Origin of the sequence: Haloactinopolyspora sp. (assembly GCF_027324685.1) — a bacterium.
Lineage (GTDB): Bacteria > Actinomycetota > Actinomycetes > Jiangellales > Jiangellaceae > Haloactinopolyspora.
The window spans coordinates 18,808-40,565 of the sequence record NZ_DAHVSH010000146.1 but is presented as its reverse complement, the minus strand read 5'-3'; the positions used below and the strand labels follow the sequence as shown (position 1 = coordinate 40,565).

At 68.3% G+C, this 21,758-nt stretch carries 14 protein-coding genes; 11 read left to right on the top strand and 3 right to left on the bottom strand.

Annotated elements, in window-relative coordinates; all coding sequences use genetic code 11:
* Positions 1–70 precede the first annotated feature (70 nt).
* The 3 genes from M6444_RS16200 (at position 71) to M6444_RS16190 (ending at position 2,879) form a co-directional block, all read left to right on the top strand.
* Positions 71–775 carry a phosphoribosyltransferase family protein gene (locus M6444_RS16200; protein ID WP_298329620.1) on the top strand — a complete coding sequence of 235 codons (705 nt, stop codon included), beginning with the start codon at positions 71–73 and terminating at the stop codon, positions 773–775.
* 164 nt (positions 776–939) lie between these two features.
* Entirely contained in the window at positions 940–1,587 is a 648-nt protein-coding gene (raiA, locus tag M6444_RS16195) for a ribosome-associated translation inhibitor RaiA (RefSeq protein WP_298329617.1), read from the top strand.
* Between the two features lie 77 nt (positions 1,588–1,664).
* Positions 1,665–2,879 (top strand): crosslink repair DNA glycosylase YcaQ family protein, encoded by a 1,215-nt coding sequence (locus M6444_RS16190; protein WP_298329614.1) that lies wholly within the window; start codon positions 1,665–1,667, stop codon positions 2,877–2,879.
* Between the two features lie 267 nt (positions 2,880–3,146).
* On the opposite strand, the gene M6444_RS16185 is transcribed toward M6444_RS16190, so the two are convergent.
* Positions 3,147–4,265 (bottom strand): GNAT family N-acetyltransferase, encoded by a 1,119-nt coding sequence (locus M6444_RS16185; protein WP_298329708.1) that lies wholly within the window; start codon positions 4,263–4,265, stop codon positions 3,147–3,149.
* 154 nt (positions 4,266–4,419) lie between these two features.
* Here M6444_RS16185 and secA point away from each other — a divergent pair, with 154 nt between their 5' ends.
* Both secA and M6444_RS16175 read left to right on the top strand, forming a co-directional pair.
* On the top strand, positions 4,420–7,263 hold the full coding sequence (secA, locus tag M6444_RS16180) for a preprotein translocase subunit SecA (RefSeq protein WP_298329612.1): 2,844 nt from the start codon (positions 4,420–4,422) through the stop codon (positions 7,261–7,263).
* A gap of 279 nt (positions 7,264–7,542) precedes the next feature.
* Positions 7,543–8,472 (top strand): SGNH/GDSL hydrolase family protein, encoded by a 930-nt coding sequence (locus M6444_RS16175; RefSeq protein WP_298329611.1) that lies wholly within the window; start codon positions 7,543–7,545, stop codon positions 8,470–8,472.
* Here M6444_RS16175 and M6444_RS16170 read toward each other — a convergent pair.
* On the bottom strand, positions 8,462–9,094 hold the full coding sequence (locus M6444_RS16170) for an Rv3235 family protein (protein ID WP_298329609.1): 633 nt from the start codon (positions 9,092–9,094) through the stop codon (positions 8,462–8,464). The genes M6444_RS16175 and M6444_RS16170 overlap by 11 nt on opposite strands.
* 310 nt (positions 9,095–9,404) lie before the next feature.
* Here M6444_RS16170 and M6444_RS16165 point away from each other — a divergent pair, with 310 nt between their 5' ends.
* From M6444_RS16165 to M6444_RS16150, 4 genes are all read left to right on the top strand, one after another.
* Positions 9,405–11,942: an FAD-dependent oxidoreductase gene (locus M6444_RS16165; RefSeq protein ID WP_298329607.1), complete on the top strand. Its 2,538-nt coding sequence runs from the start codon at positions 9,405–9,407 to the stop codon at positions 11,940–11,942.
* 59 nt (positions 11,943–12,001) lie between these two features.
* Positions 12,002–12,982: a patatin-like phospholipase family protein gene (locus M6444_RS16160; protein ID WP_298329604.1), complete on the top strand. Its 981-nt coding sequence runs from the start codon at positions 12,002–12,004 to the stop codon at positions 12,980–12,982.
* A gap of 108 nt (positions 12,983–13,090) precedes the next feature.
* Positions 13,091–14,752, top strand: a complete 1,662-nt coding sequence (gene pruA / locus M6444_RS16155) for an L-glutamate gamma-semialdehyde dehydrogenase (protein WP_298329601.1) — start codon at positions 13,091–13,093, stop codon at positions 14,750–14,752.
* A gap of 133 nt (positions 14,753–14,885) precedes the next feature.
* A complete protein-coding gene (locus M6444_RS16150) occupies positions 14,886–15,377 on the top strand; it encodes a hypothetical protein (protein WP_298329598.1) in 492 nt (163 codons plus the stop codon).
* On the opposite strand, the gene M6444_RS16145 is transcribed toward M6444_RS16150, so the two are convergent.
* On the bottom strand, positions 15,374–15,868 hold the full coding sequence (locus M6444_RS16145) for a DUF2505 domain-containing protein (protein ID WP_298329595.1): 495 nt from the start codon (positions 15,866–15,868) through the stop codon (positions 15,374–15,376). The two genes, M6444_RS16150 and M6444_RS16145, sit on opposite strands and share 4 nt — an antisense overlap.
* A 55-nt stretch (positions 15,869–15,923) precedes the next feature.
* Here M6444_RS16145 and M6444_RS16140 point away from each other — a divergent pair, with 55 nt between their 5' ends.
* Positions 15,924–16,718 (top strand): tryptophan 2,3-dioxygenase family protein, encoded by a 795-nt coding sequence (locus M6444_RS16140; protein ID WP_298329592.1) that lies wholly within the window; start codon positions 15,924–15,926, stop codon positions 16,716–16,718.
* Positions 16,719–16,812: 94 nt separating this feature from the next.
* The gene (locus M6444_RS16135) at positions 16,813–21,729 is read left to right on the top strand and encodes an NAD-glutamate dehydrogenase (protein WP_298329589.1); all 4,917 of its coding nucleotides are present in this window, start codon (positions 16,813–16,815) and stop codon (positions 21,727–21,729) included.
* Positions 21,730–21,758: the final 29 nt, after the last annotated feature.

Sequence of the window (21,758 nt, the reverse complement as noted above, 5' to 3'; positions counted from 1 at the left end):
ACGCCTGGTGATGCAGCACAACACCTAGTGGTGCCGCCATCCTGAGGCCACAGTGCGTCACCATGCACCCATGCACCTGCACCCCGCCGTCACCGCGTTGGCCCGTTCCGCCGCCGACCTCGCCCTCGGCAGCACCTGCGCAGGCTGCGGCGAGCATCCGGGCCTGCTGTGCTCACCGTGCCGGGACATGCTCGCCGGTCCGGCCAGGGTGATCTCGACGGTGCCGGAAGCCCCAGAGCTCGCCCTGGCTGCTGCCGCGGACTACCGCGACGTCGGCGCTGTCGTGATCGGGCACAAAGATCACGGCCGGCTGCCACTAGCGGCGCCGCTGGGCGACTCCCTCGCCGTCGCCGTCACCGCGCTGATCGCCGAGGCCGGCGGCTGCACGCACGGCCTCGGCCGTGAGCTGGCACTGGTCACGGTGCCATCCGCTCGAGCAGCCGTACGCCGCCGCGGCCAGGACGCCACCGCACGCACCGCACGGCGGGCAGCCCGGACACTGCGCAAGTCCGGCCAGGATGCTCACCTGGTGCGTGGACTGCGCCACGTACGACGGGTCGGTGACCAGGGCGGACTGGGGCGAGCCGCGCGGGAGCAGAACCTGGTCGACGCCATGGCGGTACGCCGTCCGGCGCTCAGGCTGCTCCAGGACCGCTGCGTCGTGGTGGTCGACGACGTCGTCACGACGGGGGCCAGCGTCCGCGAAGCCGCGCGAGCCTTGCGCGCGGCGGGAACCGTGCCGTGCGGTGTTGCCGCCATTGCCATGGCGAAGTGACGATTCGACGAGATCGACGTGTATGAGGCGCAACGAACGGCTAACGTTTGAAGCATGGCACCCCTCACCCGCCCTCGGATCGTAGAGGAAGACCGGGGTGCCAAGCCCCGGTCGCGGGGGTCCCCCGGGTGTCTGCCCTCGACCATCTGACCGGGAGGTTCCGAGTGGATATCGTCGTCAAGGGACGTCACACGTCCGTGCCAGAGCGGTTCCGGACTCATGTGTCCGAGAAGCTCGCGAAACTGGAGAAGCTCGACCACAAGGTCATTCGAATCGACGTCGAGGTCACCGCCGAGTCCAACCCGCGACTGGCTGACCGTTCCGACCGGGTCGAGTTGACGGTTCACTCCAAGGGACCAGTCATCAGAGCAGAAGCCGCGGCAGCCGATCGGTATGCCGCGCTCGATCTGGCGACCGACCGGCTCCTGGCCCGCATGCGTAAGGCCGCCGATCGGCGCCGAGTCCACCATGGCTCTCGCACACCCATGTCGGTGGCTGCCGCTACAGCCCATCTCGATGGCGCGCCGACGTCGTCGCCCGTACCGGCGCAAATGCCAGCGTCGACGTCCTCCGCTGGAGGCGTTGGAGCGCTGACCGAGGAGAAGCCGGACGAAGCGGTGCAGGAGCGGGGTCCGATGGTGGTACGGGAAAAGACCCACCGGACCAGCCCGATGACGCTCGACCAGGCCCTGTACGAGATGGAGCTGGTCGGACACGACTTCTACATGTTCGTCGACTCCGAGACGAAGATGCCGAGTGTGGTCTATCGCCGCCGCGGCTACGACTACGGCGTGATCCGCCTCGACGTGTAGCCGCCTGTGTGCCGGCGGGCGGCAACCAACGACGGCCGGAGCCGGAAGTTGTCGGTGCGGGTTGGTAACTTCCGCCCATGGCGCCACGTGAAAGGCTCTCCCGCCCGGCTGCCCGCCGGGTCGCGCTAGCGGCCCAAGGGTTCGCGGATCCCCGTCCCGCTCGGCCGGACCGCCGAGCCCTCCGCCGGGTGATCGACCGTGTCGGTGTGATCCAGATCGACTCGGTCAATGTCCTGTCGCGTTCGCATTACCTGCCGTTGTTCTCCAGGGTGGGCGCCTACCCGCATGATCTGCTGGACCGGGCGTCCACCCGGTCGCCCCGGTTGCTGTTCGAATACTGGGCGCACGAGGCTTCTCTGCTTCCGGTGCAGTACCACCCGCTGCTGCGCTGGCGGATGGCCCGTGCGTCCAGTGAGGCGTGGGGCGGGATGGTTCAAATCGCCAACGAGCGGCCTGAGTTCGTGGACTGGGTGCTCGAGGAGGTCAAACGTCTCGGGCCGGTCACCGCAGCGCAGATCGAACACGACGCTCCGCGTCCGACGTCGGGCTGGGGATGGAATTGGTCGCAGGTCAAGCGCGCCCTGGAGTACTTGTTCTGGGCCGGTCGGATCACCTCGGCCGGTCGCGACACCGCATTCGCGCGTACCTACGACCTTCCCGAACGCGTGCTGCCGCCTGAGGTCGTGGCCGCACCGACGCCCAGCCCCGCCGAGGCGCACCGCGAGCTGATCCGGATCGCGGCGCGGGCACACGGCGTGGCGTCGCTGCCGTGCTTACGCGACTACTTCCGGCTCGAGGTGGAGCCTGCCCGCACCGCCGTGCACGAACTCGTCGACGCCGGCGAACTGGTACCGGTCACCGTCGACGGGTGGAAGCGGCAGGCCTATCTGCACCGCGATGCACGCGTGCCACGTCGAGTCAACGCTCGTGCGCTGTTGAGCCCGTTCGACTCCCTGGTGTGGGAGCGCTCGCGTGCGCACGCGTTGTTCGACTTCCGCTACCGCCTGGAGATCTACATCCCGGCCGCCCGGCGAGTGCACGGCTACTACGTGCTGCCGTTCCTGCTCGGCGACCGGCTCGTGGGCCGGGTCGACCTCAAAGCCGACCGACAGGCGCGCATCTTGCGGGTCCAGGCGGCGTGGGCCGAGCCGGACGCACCGGTTGAGACCGCTGATGAGCTCGCTGCCGAGCTGAGCGCCATGGCGCAGTGGATGAGCCTCGACGACGTGGTCGTCAACGGCCGCGGCGATCTCGCCCCTGCGCTGACGACCGCCGTACGCAAGCGGGTGTGAGGGGCTCACCGCCGTCTCGGCGCACCTCGTCGACTACCTCTTCGACAACCCCGCGAGGGCAGCGGCCAGCACGCTTCTGAGCCGGGAGCGGCTGGGATCGGGGTCGTGATGATCGTCGTGGGGTTCGGTGCGGTGTAGGTCGGCTGTTGGTCCCACGACGATCTTCACGACCGCAGATCGGGCGTTGGTCCCACGACGATCTTCACGGCCGCTGGGGATCAGGTGTAGGTCCCACGACGATCTTCACGGCCGCTCGGAATCGGTCCCTCACCGCATGTCATCGCTGAGCAAGTCGTACCAGTGCAGGTCGACGATGGTGCCGCCGCGGATCCGATCGCCGGCGCGTTCCACGCCGCACGGGGTGAATCCGGCTCGTTCGATGACCTTGCGCGAGGCGTCGTTGCCGCTCACGTGGGCGACGACCAGTCGGCGCAAGCCGAGCCCGCCGTGTTCCTCGGGGGTGAAGGCGTGCCTGGCCAGCATGCGTACGGCGGTCGTGGCCAGGCCGTTGCCGCGGGCGGCTGGGTGCATCCAGTACCCCACCTCGGCGCCGCCGTCGTGCGAGTGCAGGCCCATGAGCGAGAACGAGCCCACGGCCGGGCCACCGTCAGGCAGGGTGGCGGCCCACGACACCCCTCGTCCCGCCGCAGCTTCCTCCTCGCGGTCGTCGATGTATCGCAGTGCGATCTCCCGGGTGTACGGCGACGGCAGCCCGCCGAGCCAGTGCTGGGTCTCGGGGTCGTTGCACGCTTCGACCACGGCGTCGGCGTCGGACCGGGTGAACCGGCGAAGCAGCACACGATCACTGCTCAACGTCGGCGTGGCCAGCCACGGTGTCGCCGGCTTCATCGGTTCGCCGGCGGCGAGCGTGGCGACCCAGACGTCTCGACGCTCGCCACGCTGTGCGAGCCCTCCGCGGATGCGACCCTCCATCCGGAAACCGGTGGCCCAGGCGACCCGGCGTGAGGCCCAGTTGCCGACGAAACCTTGCCAGCCGAGGTGAGAGAGTTGCAGCCCTTCGTCGGCGAAGCCGAACTCGGCCACCAGGCGCAGCGCCCGTGACATCACGTTGCGGCCACGCGCTTCCTCAGCCAACATGAAGCCGACCTCGCCGCGGCCGTTGCCGGGCAGGCGCAGACCGATCAGGCCGAGCACCGCTCGGTCGGCCGGGTCGCGGATCGCCCAGGTGAGCTCACGCTCCTCGGCCCACCCGCTGGGGACGTGGTCCTCGATGAACCCTTCGGCGTGCTCGCGCCGGTAGGGCATGGGCAAGGTGGTCCAACGCAGGACTTCGGGGTCCTGGCAGATGGCGGTCACCCGGTCGACGTCTTCTGCCGTCGGTACGGCGAGCAGGATTCCGGAACCGCGGAGCTCGAACGGTTGCATCACGAGTATCCTGCCGGTCACCGGCCCGATTGGTCGACCCGTGACCTTTGCCACGACCGACGTACCATGGTTTCCTCGGAGCGACGTCTCGACGTGGCCCCACTGAAACGCGAACCTGCGTCGCACCATGCCCGCTGTCTAGGAGTTGACCCGCGTGCCAGTTCTGCTCGACAAGATCCTCCGCGCCGGGGAAGGCAAGATCCTCAAGCGCCTTCAAGCGATCGTGGACCAGATCAACAGCATCGAAGAGGACTTCACGTCGTTGTCCGACGACGAGCTGCGCGCGATGACCGACGAGTTCCGGGAGCGTATCGACGCCGGTGAGTCGCTCGACTCGCTGCTTCCCGAGGCTTTCGCGACGGTTCGCGAGGCGGCCGTACGCGTGCTCGGCCAGCGGCACTTCGACGTGCAGCTCATGGGTGGCGCTGCCCTGCACATGGGCAACATCGCCGAGATGAAGACCGGTGAGGGTAAGACCTTGGTCGCGACCCTGCCGGCCTACCTGAACGCGTTGTCCGGTCGCGGCGTACACATCGTCACCGTCAACGACTACCTGGCCCGCTACCACGCCGAATGGATGGGGCGGGTCCACCGCTTCCTGGGCCTCGAGGTCGACGTCATCCTCAGCGGAATGACGCCCCCCCAGCGCCGCCAGGCGTACGCGGCCGACATCACATACGGCACCAACAACGAGTTCGGCTTCGACTACCTGCGCGACAACATGGCCCAGCGGGCCGAAGACCGGGTCCAGCGCGGGCACCACTACGTCATCGTGGACGAGGTCGACTCCATCCTGATCGACGAGGCCCGTACACCGTTGATCATCTCCGGCCCCGCCGACCAGCCGACCCGGTGGTACAGCGAGTTCGCGAAGGTCGCCGAACGGTTGCGCCGCGACACCGACTACGAGGTCGACGAGAAGAAGCGAACGGTCGGCATCCTGGAGCCGGGCATCGAGCGCGTCGAGGACTGGCTTGGTATCGACAACCTCTACGAGAGCGCCAACACGCCGCTGATCCAGTTCCTCAACAACGCCATCAAGGCCAAGGAGCTGTACCGCAGGGACAAGGAGTACGTCGTCAAGGACGGCGAGGTGCTGATCGTCGACGAGCACACCGGCCGCATCCTCGGCGGGCGGCGCTACAACGAGGGCATGCACCAGGCGGTCGAAGCGAAGGAAGGGGTGGAGATCAAGCAGGAGAACCAGACCCTCGCGACGATCACCCTGCAGAACTTCTTCCGCCTGTACGAGAAGTTGTCCGGCATGACCGGTACGGCCATGACCGAGGCCAGCGAGTTCGACAAGATCTACGGCCTGGGCGTCGTGCCCATTCCGCCGAACCGGCCGCTGGCCCGCATCGACCAGGACGACGTCATCTACCGCACCGAGGAAGCCAAGTTCAACGCGGTCGTCGAAGACCTCGTGAGCCGGCATGAGAAGGGCCAGCCGGTGCTGGTGGGCACCACCAGCGTCGAGAAGTCCGAGCGGCTGTCCCAGCTGCTGCGCAAGCGCGGCGTGCCGCACGAGGTGCTCAACGCCAAGCAACACGACCGCGAGGCGGCGATCGTCGCGCAGGCCGGGCGGAAGGGAGCCGTGACCGTCGCGACGAACATGGCCGGTCGCGGTACCGACATCATGCTCGGCGGCAACCACGAGTTCATGGCCCAGGCCGAGCTGAAGCAGCGGGGCCTCGACCCGGTGGAGAACCCCGAGGAGTACAACGCCGCCGAAAGTGCGGTGCTCGAGAAGCTCGAGGCGCAGGTCGCCGCCGAGCGCGAAGAGGTCCGCAAGCTTGGCGGGCTGTATGTGCTCGGCACCGAGCGACACGAGTCGCGCCGGATCGACAACCAGCTGCGTGGTCGGTCCGGTCGGCAGGGCGACCCTGGTGAGTCGCGGTTCTACCTCTCGCTCGAGGACGACCTCATGAGGTTGTTCAAGAGCGAATGGGTCGAGATGATCATGCGGACGTTCAACCAGCCCGACGACGTCCCGATCTCGCACAAGCGCGTCAGCAACGCCGTGAAGAGTGCGCAGACCCAGCGTGAGGCGCAGAACTTCGAGATGCGCAAGGACGTCTTGAAGTACGACGACGTCCTCAACCGGCAGCGGCAAGTCATCTACGATGAGCGCCGCCGCGTGCTCGAAGGCGAGGACCTGCACGATCAGATCATGGCCATGATCGACGATGCGGTCACGGCCTACGTGCAGGGTGCCACGGCCGAGGGCTATCCCGAGACGTGGGATCTCGATCAGCTCTGGACGGCGCTGCAGACGCTGTACCCGGTGGGTGTGACGGTCGAAGAGCTCGAACAGCGGGTGGGCGGCCGCGACAAGCTGCACGCCCCCGCCCTGATCGAGCATCTCGTCGCAGATGCCCGAGCCGCCTACGCCCGGCGCGAGCAGGAGCTGGGCTCGGACGTCATGCGTGAGCTGGAGCGTCGGGTGCTGTTGACGGTGCTGGACCGCAAGTGGCGCGAGCACCTGTACGAGATGGACTACCTGCGTGAGGGCATCGGTCTGCGCGCGTTCGCGCAGAAGCAGCCGTTGGTGGAGTACCAGCGTGAGGGGTTCGACCTGTTCGCGGCGATGATGGAGGGCATCAAGGAGGAGTCCGTCGGTCTGCTCTTCAACCTCGAGGTGCAGGTCAAGCAGAAGCCCGACGAAGAGGCGGCGGGCTCTGAGGCTCCCGGCGCTCCGCTGCTCGAGGCCAAGGGGTTGATCGGCGATCAGCGCCCGCGGCAGCTGCAGTACACCGCGCCCACGGTGGACGGCGACGCCGGCGTGCAACGCCGGGTGGAGCGCAGCGCTCCACGCCCGGTGGCCTCTGGGCCAGATGGTCAGCGCGGCGCCCATGCGGCGAGCGCGGGCGAGGCTGAGGAGATCGACTTCAGCAATGTGTCGCGCAACGCGCTGTGTCCGTGCGGCTCGGGTAAGAAGTTCAAGCGCTGCCATGGCGACCCGAAGAACCGCGTCGACCAGGAGCAATCAGCCAGCTGAAGACGTGATCGATCGTCCGGCCGCGGGTCGGCCGGGCGACTGATCATTTGTTGCTGGAAAGTGGTCCGTACGTCGCTTCCGTCCGCTATCGTCCGTTGTGACGGTTGAGTTTACCGAAAGTATTGGTGCTCGACGAGAGTCTCGGACAGCGGACGGAGGAGCGGCCGCGGCCGCGCATCGCCCATGGCACACCGATCAGCTCACCATCCCCGCACACCCCGACTTCGCACCTGGCAACGCCACCGGACTCGTACCTTCACCAGGGCCGTCACGTTCATCGTGGCGGCCCTCGTCGTCGCCACCGGCGCAGCCGCACCGGCGAGCGCGGCGACCGACGCCGAACCCCAGGCCGCGGCTGGCCAGGAGGTCACCGCCGTGTCCGCCGCACCCGACGCGGTCATCGCGCTCGGTGATTCCTATTCCTCCGGCCTCGGCGCCGGGGACTACCAGGACGACTGCGACCGCACGCCGCGCGCCTGGGGAAACATCATCTTCGGCGAGGCGGTGACCGACCGCACGTTGCTGGCCTGTTCCGGCGCGCAGATACCCGAGGTCCGCGCCCAGATCGAGCAGCTGGCCGAACTGCCGGGGGAGTCCGGCGGACGACTGATCACCCTGACGGTCGGCGGCAACGACGTGGGATTCGCCGATGAGCTGATCAACTGCCTGACGCCGTTCGTGTCGTGTCTGGACCGCGAGGCGGTGATCACCCAACGCATCGATGCCCTGCACGATCCGCTCGTGGACGTGTACACCTCCATTCAAGCCGCAGCGCCGGGCGACGAGGTGATCGTCGGCGGGTATCCGATGCTGGTGCCCGACCCGGCCGTGCGCTCGGACTGCGCTGCGCTGACCGGTCTGCTGTCGACTGCCGAACGGCAGATGATCCGGCGGCTGGGGGTCGCGCTGAACGACGCGATCGACGCCGCGGCGAGCGCGGCCGGCGTGCGATCGGCGGCGACGGAGCTCGAGCAGGGGTTCGACGGCCACGAGGCCTGTGCCAATGGCGCTGACGACTGGCTGTACGGCTTGAAGATCTCTTGGCCGTGGGCTGCTGCGGACGGCTCGACGGCCGGGCCCGGCCCGTCGGCGTCGTACGAGCAGCAATGGGAGGTCGTCGCCGGTTTCGTGAGCAACTCCTTCCATCCGACCGTCGCCGGACAGTCCGGCTACGCCGCAGCCTTCGAACAGGTGTGGCTCAACGGCTGACGGCCCGGGGCCGCTCGACGAGCTCGAACGCCGTACACACCCAGCGCTGGCCGTCGGCTTCCAACCGCACGGCCAGTGCTTGGGTCTGCGCTCCGAGCTGCGAGATCGACGTCGCTTCGATGACAGTGGCGCTGACTTGGCAGACCCGAACGGCCCGAATCCGTGGCCGAATCGCCGAGCGCGCCTGCCGACGCCCGACCCGGCGGGCCAAGGCCGCGTAGACGGCTTCGTCGGTCCAGCGGGTCAGCTGCTGGACGGGTCGCTGACCGTAGAGGCACTCGAGAGCGGCCTGCGACAGCTTGGCCACCCAGCGCCGCGGGTCGGGCAGTCCAGAGACAACGGCAGGGGCAATGGCAGGGGTGACGGCAGGGGTGACAGCGGTGGGCTCGCCGGCGGCATCGACCAGGCGCAGAGCCGGGCGAGCGGGCTCGGCCGGCGCCGCGCCGTGGTGCCCGACGCCGTGGTGCCCGACATCGTGGTGCCCGACATCGCGGTGCCCGACGCCGTGGTGCCCGACCGCGCCGGTTTCGTCGTCGTACGGCGGCAAGCTGACCGGCACTGGCAGCCGCCGCACCTTGGCAGCAGGTTCGGATGAGCCGATGGGCTCGGCGCTTTCAGCCATCAGTGCCTTCCAGTCGGTCGGTTCGCTGCTAGACGCCGATCGAAGCTCGCTGACGGGCTGCGATCAACAGCTGCTCAGCGGGGGCCTGGTTGCCCGCCGTAGTGGGCAAGCCCCACGGCCGAGTCCATGGCCCGTGTTTCGGCATGGATGTGATGAATTGTCGATCTTCCGGTGGATCAGACCTTTCCTCCACAAGTCGAGCTGAGTAATCTTCGCTGCAACGACATGTCGAATCGTCCATGCCGGGCACCACGTCTCGAGCCTTCAGCGCGCGTTTCCGGTGTCCCGCACGACAACGTGGAGGTTCGGTATGTCTCGTGGACGCGTGACCCGGCGCACCGTGCTCGCCGGAGGCGCCGCCATCGCCTGGTGGCCGGGCGTCGGCGCCTCGGCGGCAGAGCGGGCCGCTCATTCGGCCGACACCAACCCGGGACTTCGGTACTACTACCCGGTGCCTCGCGACCCGGGCATCGTGCGCACCGACGTCTGCGTGTACGGAGGAACCTCGGCCGGCGTCGTGGCCGCCGTCCGGGCAGCCCAAGCCGGGCTCACCGTGGCCTTGGTCGTGTTCGGGCGGCATCTCGGCGGAGTCACCGCAGCCGGGCTCGGCGCGACCGACACCGGCAAGATCGACGCGATCGGTGGACTCAGCCGCGAATTCTACCGGCGCCTCGGCCAGCACTACGGCCGCGATGACGCCTTCGCCTTCGAACCGCACGTCGCAGCGGCGGTGTTCGAGCAGTGGGTCGCCGAAGCCGGGGTGCAGGTGTTCACCGAGCACCGGCTGGCGAGCGTGCGCACGGTGGGCGAGCGCATCCACGTGCTCCGGACCGAGAACGCCAAGGTGTTCATGGCCGACATGTTCATCGACGCCTCGTACGAGGGTGATCTGCTGGCGGCAGCAGGGGTGTCGTTCACCGTGGGCCGCGAGTCGAACGACACCTACGGCGAAACGATCAACGGCGTCCAATTCCGCAGCGGGCATCAGTTTCTCCGCCAGATCGATCCCTACGTGGTGCCCGGCGATCCGGCCAGCGGTCTGCTGCAGGGCATCAGCAACGCCGAGCCCGGCACGCCGGGCGAAGGCGACCACCGGATCCAGGCCTACAACTTCCGGCTGTGCCTGACCCGCTCACCCGAACGCAGGCCGTTCCCGCGCCCGGCCGGTTATGACCCCGCGCGCTACGAACTGCTCTTGCGCTACATCCAGGCCGGTGTCTGGGACGCGATGAGACTCAATTCGACCATGCCGAACGGCAAGACCGACCTCAACAATCATGGCGCGGTCAGTACCGACAACATCGGGCGCAACTACGCCTGGCCCGAAGGTGACTACGCCACCCGGGAGGCGGTGTTCCAGGACCACGTGACCTACCAGCAGGGCCTGCTGTGGTTCCTGGCCAACGACCCCAGGGTTCCGGCAGAGATCCGCGACGAGGTCAACGGCTGGGGGCTGGCCCCGGATGAGTTCCCCGAGACCGGGGGCTGGTCACACGAACTCTACGTCCGCGAAGGGCGCCGCATGGTCTCCGACTACGTGATCACCGAGCACGATTGTCGATGGGACCGGCAGGCTGCCGACCCGATCGCTCTCGCGTCGTACACGATGGACTCGCACAATTGCGCGCGTGTGGTCGTCGACGGGTTCGCCCGCAACGAGGGCGACGTGCAAGTGCCGCCGGCCGGCCCGTACGGCGTCTCGTACCGTTCGATCACACCGGCGCGGGGTGAGTGCGCGAACCTGCTGGTGACGTGTGCGGTGTCTGCTTCGCACATCGCCTTCGGCTCGGTGCGGATGGAACCGGTCTTCATGGCGATCGGCCACGCTGCGGCCGTGGCCGCCCACGTCGCGCTCGAGCAGGACTGCGCCGTGCAGGACGTCGCCTACGCCGAGCTTCGCCGTCGGCTGCGCGCCGAGCAGGCCATTCTGACCTGGCCGCCCGGACGCGGCCCGCTCGTCGTGGACGGGCCGACGGGGTTCGCCGCCGGCGAGAGCGGCGAACTGACGACGACGTACACCAACGACGAGGGCGTGGCCGTTCGCGACGTCGAGATCACCATCGACGTGCCCGGACCGTGGTCGGTCCAGCCCGCGTCGCCCACGGGCGTCGAGGTGCTCGATCCCGGCGCGTCGTTCGAGGTGACGTGGACGGTCACGGCCGGCACCCCGCAGAACGCTCTCGACCGGTCGACGCTGACGGCCGCGGTCGCCTTCACGTTGCCGGACGAGCCGGACCCGAGCTCGTATACGCATGAACATCCCGTCGCGGTCTCCCACCCGGTCCAGCCGCCGCTGTCGGTCGCCGCCTCGACCGAGGCCTACTTCGGCCAGCTGGGCGAACAACTCGCGATCCTGAGCAACGGCAGGGACGTGTGGACCGGCAACGACCAGTACGGGGCCGTGTTTCATCCGGCTGCGGCGACCTCGGGCGTCGTCGCCCAGGTGACCCTGGTCGAGCAGGAACCCAGCGATCCCCAGGCGCGAGCGGGCTTGGTGGTCCGCAACGACCTCACCGCCGCCGGCGGGTCGGGTGGTTACGTGATGCTGGTCGCCAAGCCTGAGAACGGCTTGTTGCTGTTGTGGGACGCTGACGGCAACGGCCTCGTGGAGTCGGTCGAACGCACGGTGCTGAACCCGACTCCGTACCCGGTACACCTACGCCTGGAGCGCAGCCAGAGCACCTTCCACGCGTCCTACAGTCTCGACGGCGTGCAATGGCACGACGTCGGTGACGCCGACGTGCCCACGGTTGCCGAGCAGCAGGACGTCGGAGTGCTGTGCTGTTCGCACGCCGACTCCGTGCTCGGCCTCGCCGTGTTCGAGAATCTCGAGATCACTCAGTCGTGAAGCCCCGGGCTGCGGCGAGTTGATGCGTAGGGTCCTGGGGGTGCCTCATGATGGTCGGTATGGACCCGACGTACGACTCGACGCCACGACGGGGGCTGGTGCTCGGCGGCGGCGGAGTCCTCGGCGCGGCCTGGATGCTCGGCGCGCTGAACGCGGTCGAGGAAGCCACCGGCGTCGACGTCCGGACGTTCGACCACATCCTCGGCACGTCCGCGGGCTCGGTACTCGCGGCCTTGATCGGATCCGGGGTGGACGTCGCGACGTTGCGTGATCATCAGCTCGGCCGCCCCGTCGAGGGCCCGCTGGCCGATCACCCCTGGGACTACGACAAGTCCACCGGCGGGTCGCATCCGCAGCGGCCCCGGTTCGGCCTCGGCTCGCCGACGATGATCCGCCGCAACATTCGCCGGCTGCGCAAGATGCCGCCGACGGCGGTGCTGGCGGCGCTGACTCCGCTCGGCCGCGGCTCGTTGGAGGGCATCGGCGAGCTCGTGGAGGCCGTCACGCCAGCCGGTCAGTGGTGTGCCCATCCGGGTGTGGCCGTGGTGGCGATGAACTACGACACCGGTCGCCGGGTGGCTTTCGGCCGCCCGGACGCACCTCCGGCGGGCCTGTCCGAGGCCGTCATGGCCTCCTGTGCGATACCCGGGTGGTTCGCGCCGGTACCGATCAACGGGCATCGCTACGTCGACGGTGGGGCGTGCTCGGCGACGTCGGTCGACCTGCTCGCCGGACTGGGCCTCGACGAGGTGTATGTCGTGGCGCCGATGGTGTCGTTCGTGCTCGACCGGCCCAAGCCGTGGTTGTCCCGGCTCGAACGGCGATGGCGAGTCCGCTGTACCCGACGCTGTGTGCGCGAGGCGCGCAAGCTGCGCGCCGAGGGCACGAAGGTCACGATCCTCGGGCCCGGCCCGGCGGATCTGGAAGCGATCGGCGCGAACGTCATGGACACCAGCCGCCGGCTGCAGGTGCTGGAGACCTCCATGCGGACCTCCGCGGAGGCTCTGGACACCGCCCGCCGTCGCGCCGACGCCAATTGAGCCCGAAGCAGAGTCCGAACAACCGCCGCGCACAGTGGATACTGGGCGCATCAGTCGGCCACAAGCTGACGACACATGTCAACGATCGATGATCGGAGCTGTCGAACCGTGCAACCCACGCCTGGTGCCTTCGATGCCGTCACCCACGTCCCACCGCCGGTCAACGAGCCGGTGTTGTCCTATGCGCCCGGGTCTCCGGAACGGGCCGAACTCGAGCGCGCTCTGACCGATCTCGCGGCCAAGCGTCATGAGCTCACCTGCACCATCGGCGGTGAGCAGAGGTATGGCAGCGGTCCTGAGGTCGACGTCGTCCAGCCCCACGCGCGGGCGCACGTCCTGGGCACTTTCGGCACCGCCGGGGCCGACGACGCGCGTGCCGCGGTCGAAGCGGCCCGGCAGGCAGCGCCCGGATGGCGAGCGCTGTCGTTCGACGACCGCGCGGCGATCTTCCTCAAGGCAGCCGAACTGCTCTCCGGCCCGTGGCGCCAGACCATCAACGCCGCCACCATGCTCGGACAGTCGAAGACCGCGATCCAGGCCGAGATCGACGCCGCCTGCGAGCTGATCGACTTCTGGCGGTTCAACGTGTCCTTCGGCCGCGACATCTTGGCCGAACAGCCGCTTGCTCACGCCCCGGGCATCTGGAACCGGCTCGATCACCGTCCGCTCGACGGCTTCGTCTACGCCATCACGCCGTTCAACTTCACCGCGATCGCGGGCAACCTCCCGACGGCACCGGCGCTCATGGGCAACACTGTGATCTGGAAGCCCAGCCCCACCCAGCAGCTGTCGGCGCATCTGACGATGCGCCTGCTCGAAGCGGCCGGGCTGCCTCCCGGCGTCATCAACATGCTGCCGGGTGACGGCCGCGCGGTCTCCGAGGTCGTGCTGGCCCAACGCGACCTCGCCGGGCTGCACTTCACCGGTTCGGCTGCGACCTTCCGCATGTTGTGGCGATCCCTCGGCGAGAACATCGAGACTTACCGCAACTACCCGCGTATCGTCGGCGAGACCGGCGGCAAGGACTTCGTCTTGGCGCACCCCAGCGCCGACGTCGACGTCCTGCGCACCGCGCTGGTCCGCGGCGCCTTCGAGTACCAGGGGCAGAAGTGCTCGGCCGCCTCGCGCGCCTATGTGCCGCGCAGCGTGTGGGCGCGGATGCGCGACGACTTCCTCTCGCTGACCGAGTCGTTGCCGATGGGCCCGGTCACCGATCTGTCGAACTTCCTCGGTGCCGTCATCGACGACCGCGCCTTCGCCAAGCACTCCGCGGCCATCGAGCGCGCGAAGGCCGACCCGTCGGTCGACATCGTGGCCGGCGGCGTACTCGACGACAGCGAAGGCTGGTTCGTCCGGCCTACCGTGATGGAATGCACCGACCCCGAGAACGACGTGTTCGTCACGGAGTACTTCGGGCCGATCCTCGCCGTCCACGTGTACGACGACGCCGACTTCGACGCGGTGACCACGCAGTTGGAAGGTGTCTCCGACTACGCGCTGACCGGCGCTGTCATCGCTCAGGACCGTGCTGCCATCGCTCAGGCGACCCAGGCGCTGCGCTTCGCCGCAGGCAATTTCTACGTCAACGACAAACCCACCGGTTCGGTCGTCGGGCAGCAGCCATTCGGTGGAAGTCGGGCCAGTGGGACGAATGACAAGGCCGGTTCGGTGCAGAATCTTCTACGGTGGACCAGTACTCGAGCTGTCAAGGAGACCTTCGTGCCCCCCGTGACACACGAGTACCCACACATGCAACGCGCTCAGATGTGACTGCCCGGATCGAGGAAGAAGTGAACACGAGGTGTCAAGCGTGATGGATGATCGGCTGTCTACCAGGCCGTATGTAGCTCGAGCGGTGCGGCTGCTCTCGCAGCCCCGCCGCAGCCCGGCTGACGGTGCGTTGGTGACCGCAGTAGCTCTGCGTCTCGCTGCGCTCGACAGCGACAGCGAGACGGCCGAGCGCCTCGTGGCCGCATCCGATCGGGTGATGACCGGTGTCGCCGGCCTCATCGGGGAGCAGGCGCCGGAGTCGGACTGGAACGACACCGCCGAGGCTCTCGCGCTGATGATCGCCGGTCGTCCGCTCCAGCGCAGCCACCTCACCTCCGCGCGGGCGACGCTGGGCTCGGCGGACAAGGTCATCGATCTGTCCGACCGGCTGCGGCGCACCGCGGAGGAGCCGCTCGACCGTGACGACCTGGGCCGGGCGCTGGCGATGGCTGTGACCGGTCCGGCTGAGCTCGCCGAGGCGCTGCTCGAGCGCGAGAGCTCGGAGACGTCGCCGGGGCAGCAGGTCGCCGAGACTCCTGCGCCCCGGTCGACTGGACGCCGGGCCGGCGCCGCGGAGCGCAACGTGTCGCTGCGAGCGCTGGACGGCGGGGTGCCGGGGCGCTAGCGCTCGCCCGCCAGCCACGCGCGGCCGACTTGCTCTTCGATCTTGGCTGCTTCGGACAGCCCCTGGTGTACGGCGCTTTCGATCTTGCGGCCGACCAGGGGCACAGAGGCCTTGATGGCAGCCGCGATGCGAACGACGGTCCTCCCGTCCGCGGTTGCCAGCGTCATCGTGCCGCTGCAGGTCACTGGGGCGCCCACCATGTCGAGCTTGATGGTGCCTTGACGTGAGCCGTCGGGAGCCGCGGGTCCCCATACGTCGACCTGCTTGACGTCGATCGTCTCGCCGACGAAGCGGCGGACGTAGTCCGGAACGTCCGGCGGCATGACGCGGGTCAGCTCGATCGTGGCGCGGTCGTCAGTGCGCGTCACCGTCGCCTTGTGCCGCAGCGCCTTGGCGGCGGCTGTCTTGCGCGCGATGAACGTCTCATCGACGAGCATGGCGAACACGGCCGCCGGGTCAGCGTCGTAGCGTTGCTCCGTATGCAGGTCCATGACGGTCAATCTTGACCCATACCCTGGTGCGGTGACACACAACCACACTGAATCCGTGGCCAAGCCTGCGCAGCCGCCCTCCGCACATTTCGGTGAGGACGGCGCCAAGCTCAGCTACGGCTCCTACCTGCGTCTCGACCAGCTGCTCGATCAGCAGCGGCTCGAGACCGACGCTCACGACGAGCTGCTGTTCATCACCATCCATCAGGTGTACGAGCTCTGGTTCAAACAGCTCCTGCACGAAGTCGAGTCCGCACGTGACGCCATGTTCGCCGGGCGGTTGTGGTGGGCTCGTCACGTCCTCAAACGGGTCCACGAGATCGAGCGGGTGCTGGTCGAACAGATCGGCGTGCTCGAGACCATGACCCCGCAGGACTTTCTCGAGTTCCGCGCCCGCCTCGCCCCCGCGAGCGGCTTCCAGTCGGTGCAGTTCCGCGAGCTGGAGTTCATCTCCGGAGCGAAGGACGAGGCATTCGTTCAGCGGTTCCGCGGGCTGACCGAGGCCGAGGCCGCTCGGCTGCGCCGACGGCTGGCCGAGCCGACGCTGTGGGACGCCTTCCTCGCCGTCCTGCGCGATCATCGTCTCGCCACCGACGACGGTGACATCCGGCGGGTGATGCGGGCCGTCGCCCATGACCGAGGGACGTACGGCGAGGTCTGGGAGCTGGCTGAAGCGTTGCTGGTGCACGACGAGCTCGCCGCCAACTGGCGCGCGCGGCACGTGACGATGGTCGAGCGGATGATCGGGACGAAGACCGGCACCGGGGGGTCTTCCGGGGCGGCGTACCTGCGTAGCCGGCTCGACATGAGGTACTACCCCGATCTGTGGGAGCTTCGTTCCTGGTTGTAGCCGACTCGGCGAGCGGAGGGCGGGTCCGGCCTACTAGTGTCTGAGGCGTTCCGCACGACGAGGTGCGGGTGAGCGTTTCCCGGGGTGGTAGACCATGCGCAACCGGCTCGATGAAGCCAAGGCCGAACTGCTCGCCAAAGCCGCTGTGGTCGGTGACCGCGGCCGCCGAGACGACGAGGAATCGTTCCTCCGGCGCTACTACCGCCATGTCGCGGCCGAAGACCTGGTCGACCGCGATGTCGTCGACGTGTACGGCATCGCGGCGTCCCACCGACGGGCGGCCCAGCACCGCCCGCAGGGCACGGCGGTGGTGAACGTGTTCACCCCGACCGTCGACGAGCACGGGTGGTCGGCCGGGCACACGGTCGTCGAGATCGTCATCGACGACATGCCGTTCCTGGTCGACTCCGTGACCATGGCCCTCAGCGAGAACGACCACGCGATTCGGCTGGTGATCCACCCGCAGATGGTCGTTCGCCGTGACATCACCGGCGAACTGGTCGAGATCTGCGACTTCAACGACAACGATCCGCGGTTGGCCGAGACCTCCGACGCCGTCGTCGAGTCGTGGATGCATGTCGAGATCGACCGGACCGACGACCCGGGCGAACAGCGGGCCATCAAGGATCAGCTGCTGCAGGTGCTGCGCGACGTCCGCGAAGCCGTTGAGGACTGGCAGCGGATGCGCCAGCGTGCCGAGGACATCGCCGCCGAGCTCGACGACTCTGGCGAGCAGCCCACACCGCCGGTTCCGCAGGCCGAAGCCGACGAAGCACGCGAGTTGCTGCGCTGGCTCGCCGACGACCACTTCACCTTCCTCGGATACCGCGAGTACCTGCTCGACGAGATCGATGGCGAGGACGTGCTGCGTGCGGTCACCGGGACCGGGCTGGGCATCCTGCGCCCCGATCAAGACTTGTCGGGCTCGTTCGGCAAGCTGCCGCCCGAGGTGCGGGCCAAGGCCCGGGAGAAGCGCCTTCTCGTGCTCACCAAGGCGAACTCGAGGGCTACCGTGCATCGCCCGGCGTACTTGGACTACGTGGGCGTCAAGATGTTCGACGAGAGCGGCGAGGTGATCGGCGAGCGGCGGTTCCTGGGGCTGCTGACCTCGGCGGCTTACACCGAGAGCGTGCTGCGCATCCCCGTGCTGCGGCGCAAGGTCCAGGAGGTCATCGATCGCGCCGGGTTCGCGCCGACGAGTCACTCCGGCAAGGACTTGCTGCAGGTGCTCGAGACCTACCCCCGCGACGAGCTGTTCCAGACGCCGGTGGACGAGCTGCTGCCGACGGCGCTGGCGGTGGTGCATCTGCAGGAGCGCCGGCACCTGCGGATGTTCGTCCGCCGCGACGACTATGGCCGCTACCTGTCGTTCTTGGTCTACCTGCCGCGCGACCGGTACAACACCGACGTACGCGAGCGCATCCAGCGCATCCTGCTCGCTGCCACCGACGGCGACTCCATCGACTTCACCGCACAGATCGGTGAGTCCATGCTGGCCCGGCTGCACTTCGTCATCCGGATGCGCCGCGACCAGCGCTTGCCCGACATCGACGTCACCAGCCTCGAACGCCAGTTGGTCGCGGCCACCCGGTCGTGGACCGACGAACTGTCCGACGCGCTGGCCGATCGGGTCGGCGAGGAAGGCGCGGCGCGGCTGCTGCGCCGGTACCGCGACAGCTTCCCCGAGGGGTACAAGGCCGACTTCCCGGCTCGGGTGGCGGTCGCTGACGTGCAGCGTCTGGAGGATCTGCCCGACACCGACGGCCTGGGGATGCACCTGTACCAGCCCGTCGGCGGGCCGCCGGAAGAGCGGCGATTCAAGATCTACCGCACCGGCGCGCCGATCTCGCTGACGCAGGTGCTGCCGATCCTGTCGAGGATGGGCGTGGAAGTCGTCGACGAGCGCCCGTACGAGATCGTCCGCCGCGGCCCCGACGGCGATTCCACGGCCTACATCTACGACTTCGGCTTGCGCTATGCCAGCCTGCACGTCGACGAATCCGGCCAGCTCAAGGATCTGTTCCAGGACACGTTCGCCGCCGTGTGGCGCGGCGAGGCCGAAAGCGACGGATTCAACGCGCTGGTACCGATGGCGGGGCTGTCGTGGCGGCAGGCGTCGATCCTGCGCGCCTACGCGAAGTACTTGCGCCAGGCGGGTTCGACGTTCAGCCAGAACTATGTGGAGGAATCGCTGTCGGCGCACGTCGACATCGCCCGGCTGCTGGTCGAGCTGTTCGAGATCCGCTTCGACCCGCAGCGCTACACCTCCGACGATTCCGGGCGCATCACTCGTGAAGCCGAGGCCGAGAAGACCTCGACTCGGATCGAGCAAGCCCTCGAGCAGGTGGCCAGCCTCGATCAGGACCGGATCCTGCGCTCGTTCCTGCGCCTGATCAACGCCACCTTGCGCACCAGCTACTACCGTCTCGGCGCCAACGGCACGCAGGACGCGACCAGCTTCAAACTCGACTCGCGCTCGCTGCCCGAACTGCCCGAACCGCGGCCGGCCTACGAGATCTGGGTCTACTCGCCTCGGGTCGAGGGCGTGCACCTGCGCTACGGCGCTGTTGCTCGCGGCGGCCTGCGCTGGTCGGACCGCCGCGAGGATTTCCGCACCGAGATCCTCGGGCTGGTCAAGGCGCAGGCGGTCAAGAACGCCGTCATCGTCCCGGTGGGAGCCAAGGGCGGCTTCGTCGGCAAGCGACTGCCCGACCCGGCCGTCGACCGCGCGGCATGGCTGGCCGAAGGCACGGAGTGCTACAAGACGTTCATCCGCGCGATGCTCGACATCACCGACAACCGCGCAGCGGATCGCAGCGTGGTTCCGCCGCCGCACGTCGTCCGCCACGACGGCGACGACCCGTACCTCGTGGTGGCGGCTGACAAAGGCACGGCCGCCTTCTCCGACATCGCCAACCAGGTCGCGAAGGACTACGGGTTCTGGCTCGGCGACGCCTTCGCCTCCGGTGGGTCGGCCGGCTACGACCACAAGGCCATGGGCATCACCGCCCGCGGCGCGTGGGAGTCGGTCAAGCGGCACTTCCGCGAGCTCGGCCGGGACTGCCAGCGCGAAGACTTCACCGTGGTCGGCATCGGCGACATGTCCGGCGACGTCTTCGGCAACGGCATGCTGCTGTCGAAACACATCCGGCTGATCGCCGCGTTCGACCATCGCCACATCTTCCTCGACCCCGACCCGGACGCGGCCACGTCCTACGCCGAACGTCGCCGGCTGTTCGATCTGCCGCGCTCCACCTGGGCCGACTACGACCCCGAGCTGATCAGCCCCGGCGGTGGGGTCCACCCGCGGTCGGCCAAGTCGATCACGCTGACGCCGGAGGTGAAGGAGGCTCTCGGCATCGACGCGGGCGTCGAGACGATGCCGCCGACGGAACTGATGCGCGCCGTACTGCGGGCTCCGGTCGACTTGCTCTGGAACGGTGGCATCGGCACGTACGTCAAGGCGAGCACCGAGACCAACGCCGAGGTCGGCGACAAGGCCAACGACGCGATCCGGGTCAACGGTGACGAGCTGCGCTGCCTGGTGGTGGGCGAGGGCGGCAACCTGGGCCTGACCCAGCGCGGCCGGATCGAGTACGCGCTGAGCGCACCCGAGCGCAACGGCGACGCCGGACACCTCAACACCGACGCCATCGACAACTCCGCCGGTGTCGACAGCTCCGACCACGAAGTCAACATCAAGATCCTGATGGACAGCGTGGTCCGCGCCGGTGACCTCACCGAGAAGCAACGCAACGAGCTACTCGCAGAAATGACCGACGAGGTTGCCGAACTGGTCCTGGCGAACAACTACAACCAGAACGTCGCGATGGCCAATGAGCTGCACCAGGCGGGAAACCTGGCGCACGTGCACCGCTCCTACCTCACTCAGCTCGAAGCCGCCGGGCAGATCGACCGCGATCTCGAGGCGCTGCCGACGAACAAGCAGATGGCCGAGCGGATGAACAACGGCCGCGGGCTGACCGCACCGGAGTTGGCGGTGGTTCTCGCCTACACCAAGAACCTCATGTACGAGGAACTGTTGGACGGGAACATGCCCGACGACCCGTACCTGTCGGCCGCCTTGCATGCGTACTTCCCCAGCGCACTGCGTGAACGCTACGCCGACCGGATCGACGAACACCCGTTGCGCCGCGAGATCATCTCCAACGTCGTGGTGAACAACCTGGTGAACGAGGCCGGCACGACGTTCGCCTACCGGTTGGCCATGGAGACCGGTGGCACCACCGAGGACCTCGCGCGAGCGCACACCGTCGCCGGGGTGGTGTTCCGGATGCCCGAGTTGTACGCAGCGGTCAGGGATCTGGACAACGCCGTGGCCTTCGACGTGCAGACCGAGATGCGCCTGGCCGGCCGGACGATCACCGAGCGGGCCACGCGCTGGCTGTGCGTCAATCGGCGCCCACCCATCGACATCGCCTGGCAGATCGGGTTCTTCGAGGAACCGATCGCGCGGCTGCTGGTCGCTCTGCCCGAGGTGCTGGTCGGGCGCGAGTTCGACCTGTTCACGCAGCGGTTGGAATCGCTCCAGCAGGCCGGCGTGCCCGACGGCCTGGCGACCCGAGTGGCTGTGCTGCCGCCGGCGTATTCCGGGCTCGGCATGGTCGACACGTCGCTGACCACCGGCACCGACCTGGTCGAGGTGGCACGGGTGCACTTCACCCTGGGCGCCTTCCTCGAGCTGGGCCGGTTGCTGGAGCGCATCGTGTCGTTGCCGCGGCATGATCGCTGGCACACGATGGCCCGGGCCGCGTTGCGCGACGACCTGCATGCCCTGCAGGCCGCGCTGACCGCTCAGGTGATCCAGCACACCGACGAGACCGCCGACCCCCAGACCCGGGTCGAGACCTGGGCGGCCCAGGACGAGGTGATGGTGGGGCGAGCCCAGCAGATCCTGCTCGAGATCGTCGAAAGTGACAGCTTCGACCTCGCGCGACTGTCGGTCGGCCTGCGCGCCGTCCGCGGCCTGCAGCGCACCGACGCCACCTGACCTCCCCGGGGTCGGGAATGATCATGTTC

What these genes read in the sequence shown, in the direction of transcription:
- M6444_RS16135 (WP_298329589.1), top strand. Translation starts at nt 16,813, where the DNA reads ATGCGCAACCGGCTCGATGAAGCCAAGGCCGAACTGCTCGCCAAAGCC.
- M6444_RS16200 (WP_298329620.1), top strand. Translation starts at nt 71, where the DNA reads ATGCACCTGCACCCCGCCGTCACCGCGTTGGCCCGTTCCGCCGCCGAC.
- M6444_RS16160 (WP_298329604.1), top strand. Translation starts at nt 12,002, where the DNA reads ATGGACCCGACGTACGACTCGACGCCACGACGGGGGCTGGTGCTCGGC.
- M6444_RS16145 (WP_298329595.1), bottom strand. Translation starts at nt 15,868, where the DNA reads ATGGACCTGCATACGGAGCAACGCTACGACGCTGACCCGGCGGCCGTG.
- M6444_RS16185 (WP_298329708.1), bottom strand. Translation starts at nt 4,265, where the DNA reads ATGCAACCGTTCGAGCTCCGCGGTTCCGGAATCCTGCTCGCCGTACCG.
- M6444_RS16170 (WP_298329609.1), bottom strand. Translation starts at nt 9,094, where the DNA reads ATGGCTGAAAGCGCCGAGCCCATCGGCTCATCCGAACCTGCTGCCAAG.
- M6444_RS16165 (WP_298329607.1), top strand. Translation starts at nt 9,405, where the DNA reads ATGTCTCGTGGACGCGTGACCCGGCGCACCGTGCTCGCCGGAGGCGCC.
- M6444_RS16190 (WP_298329614.1), top strand. Translation starts at nt 1,665, where the DNA reads ATGGCGCCACGTGAAAGGCTCTCCCGCCCGGCTGCCCGCCGGGTCGCG.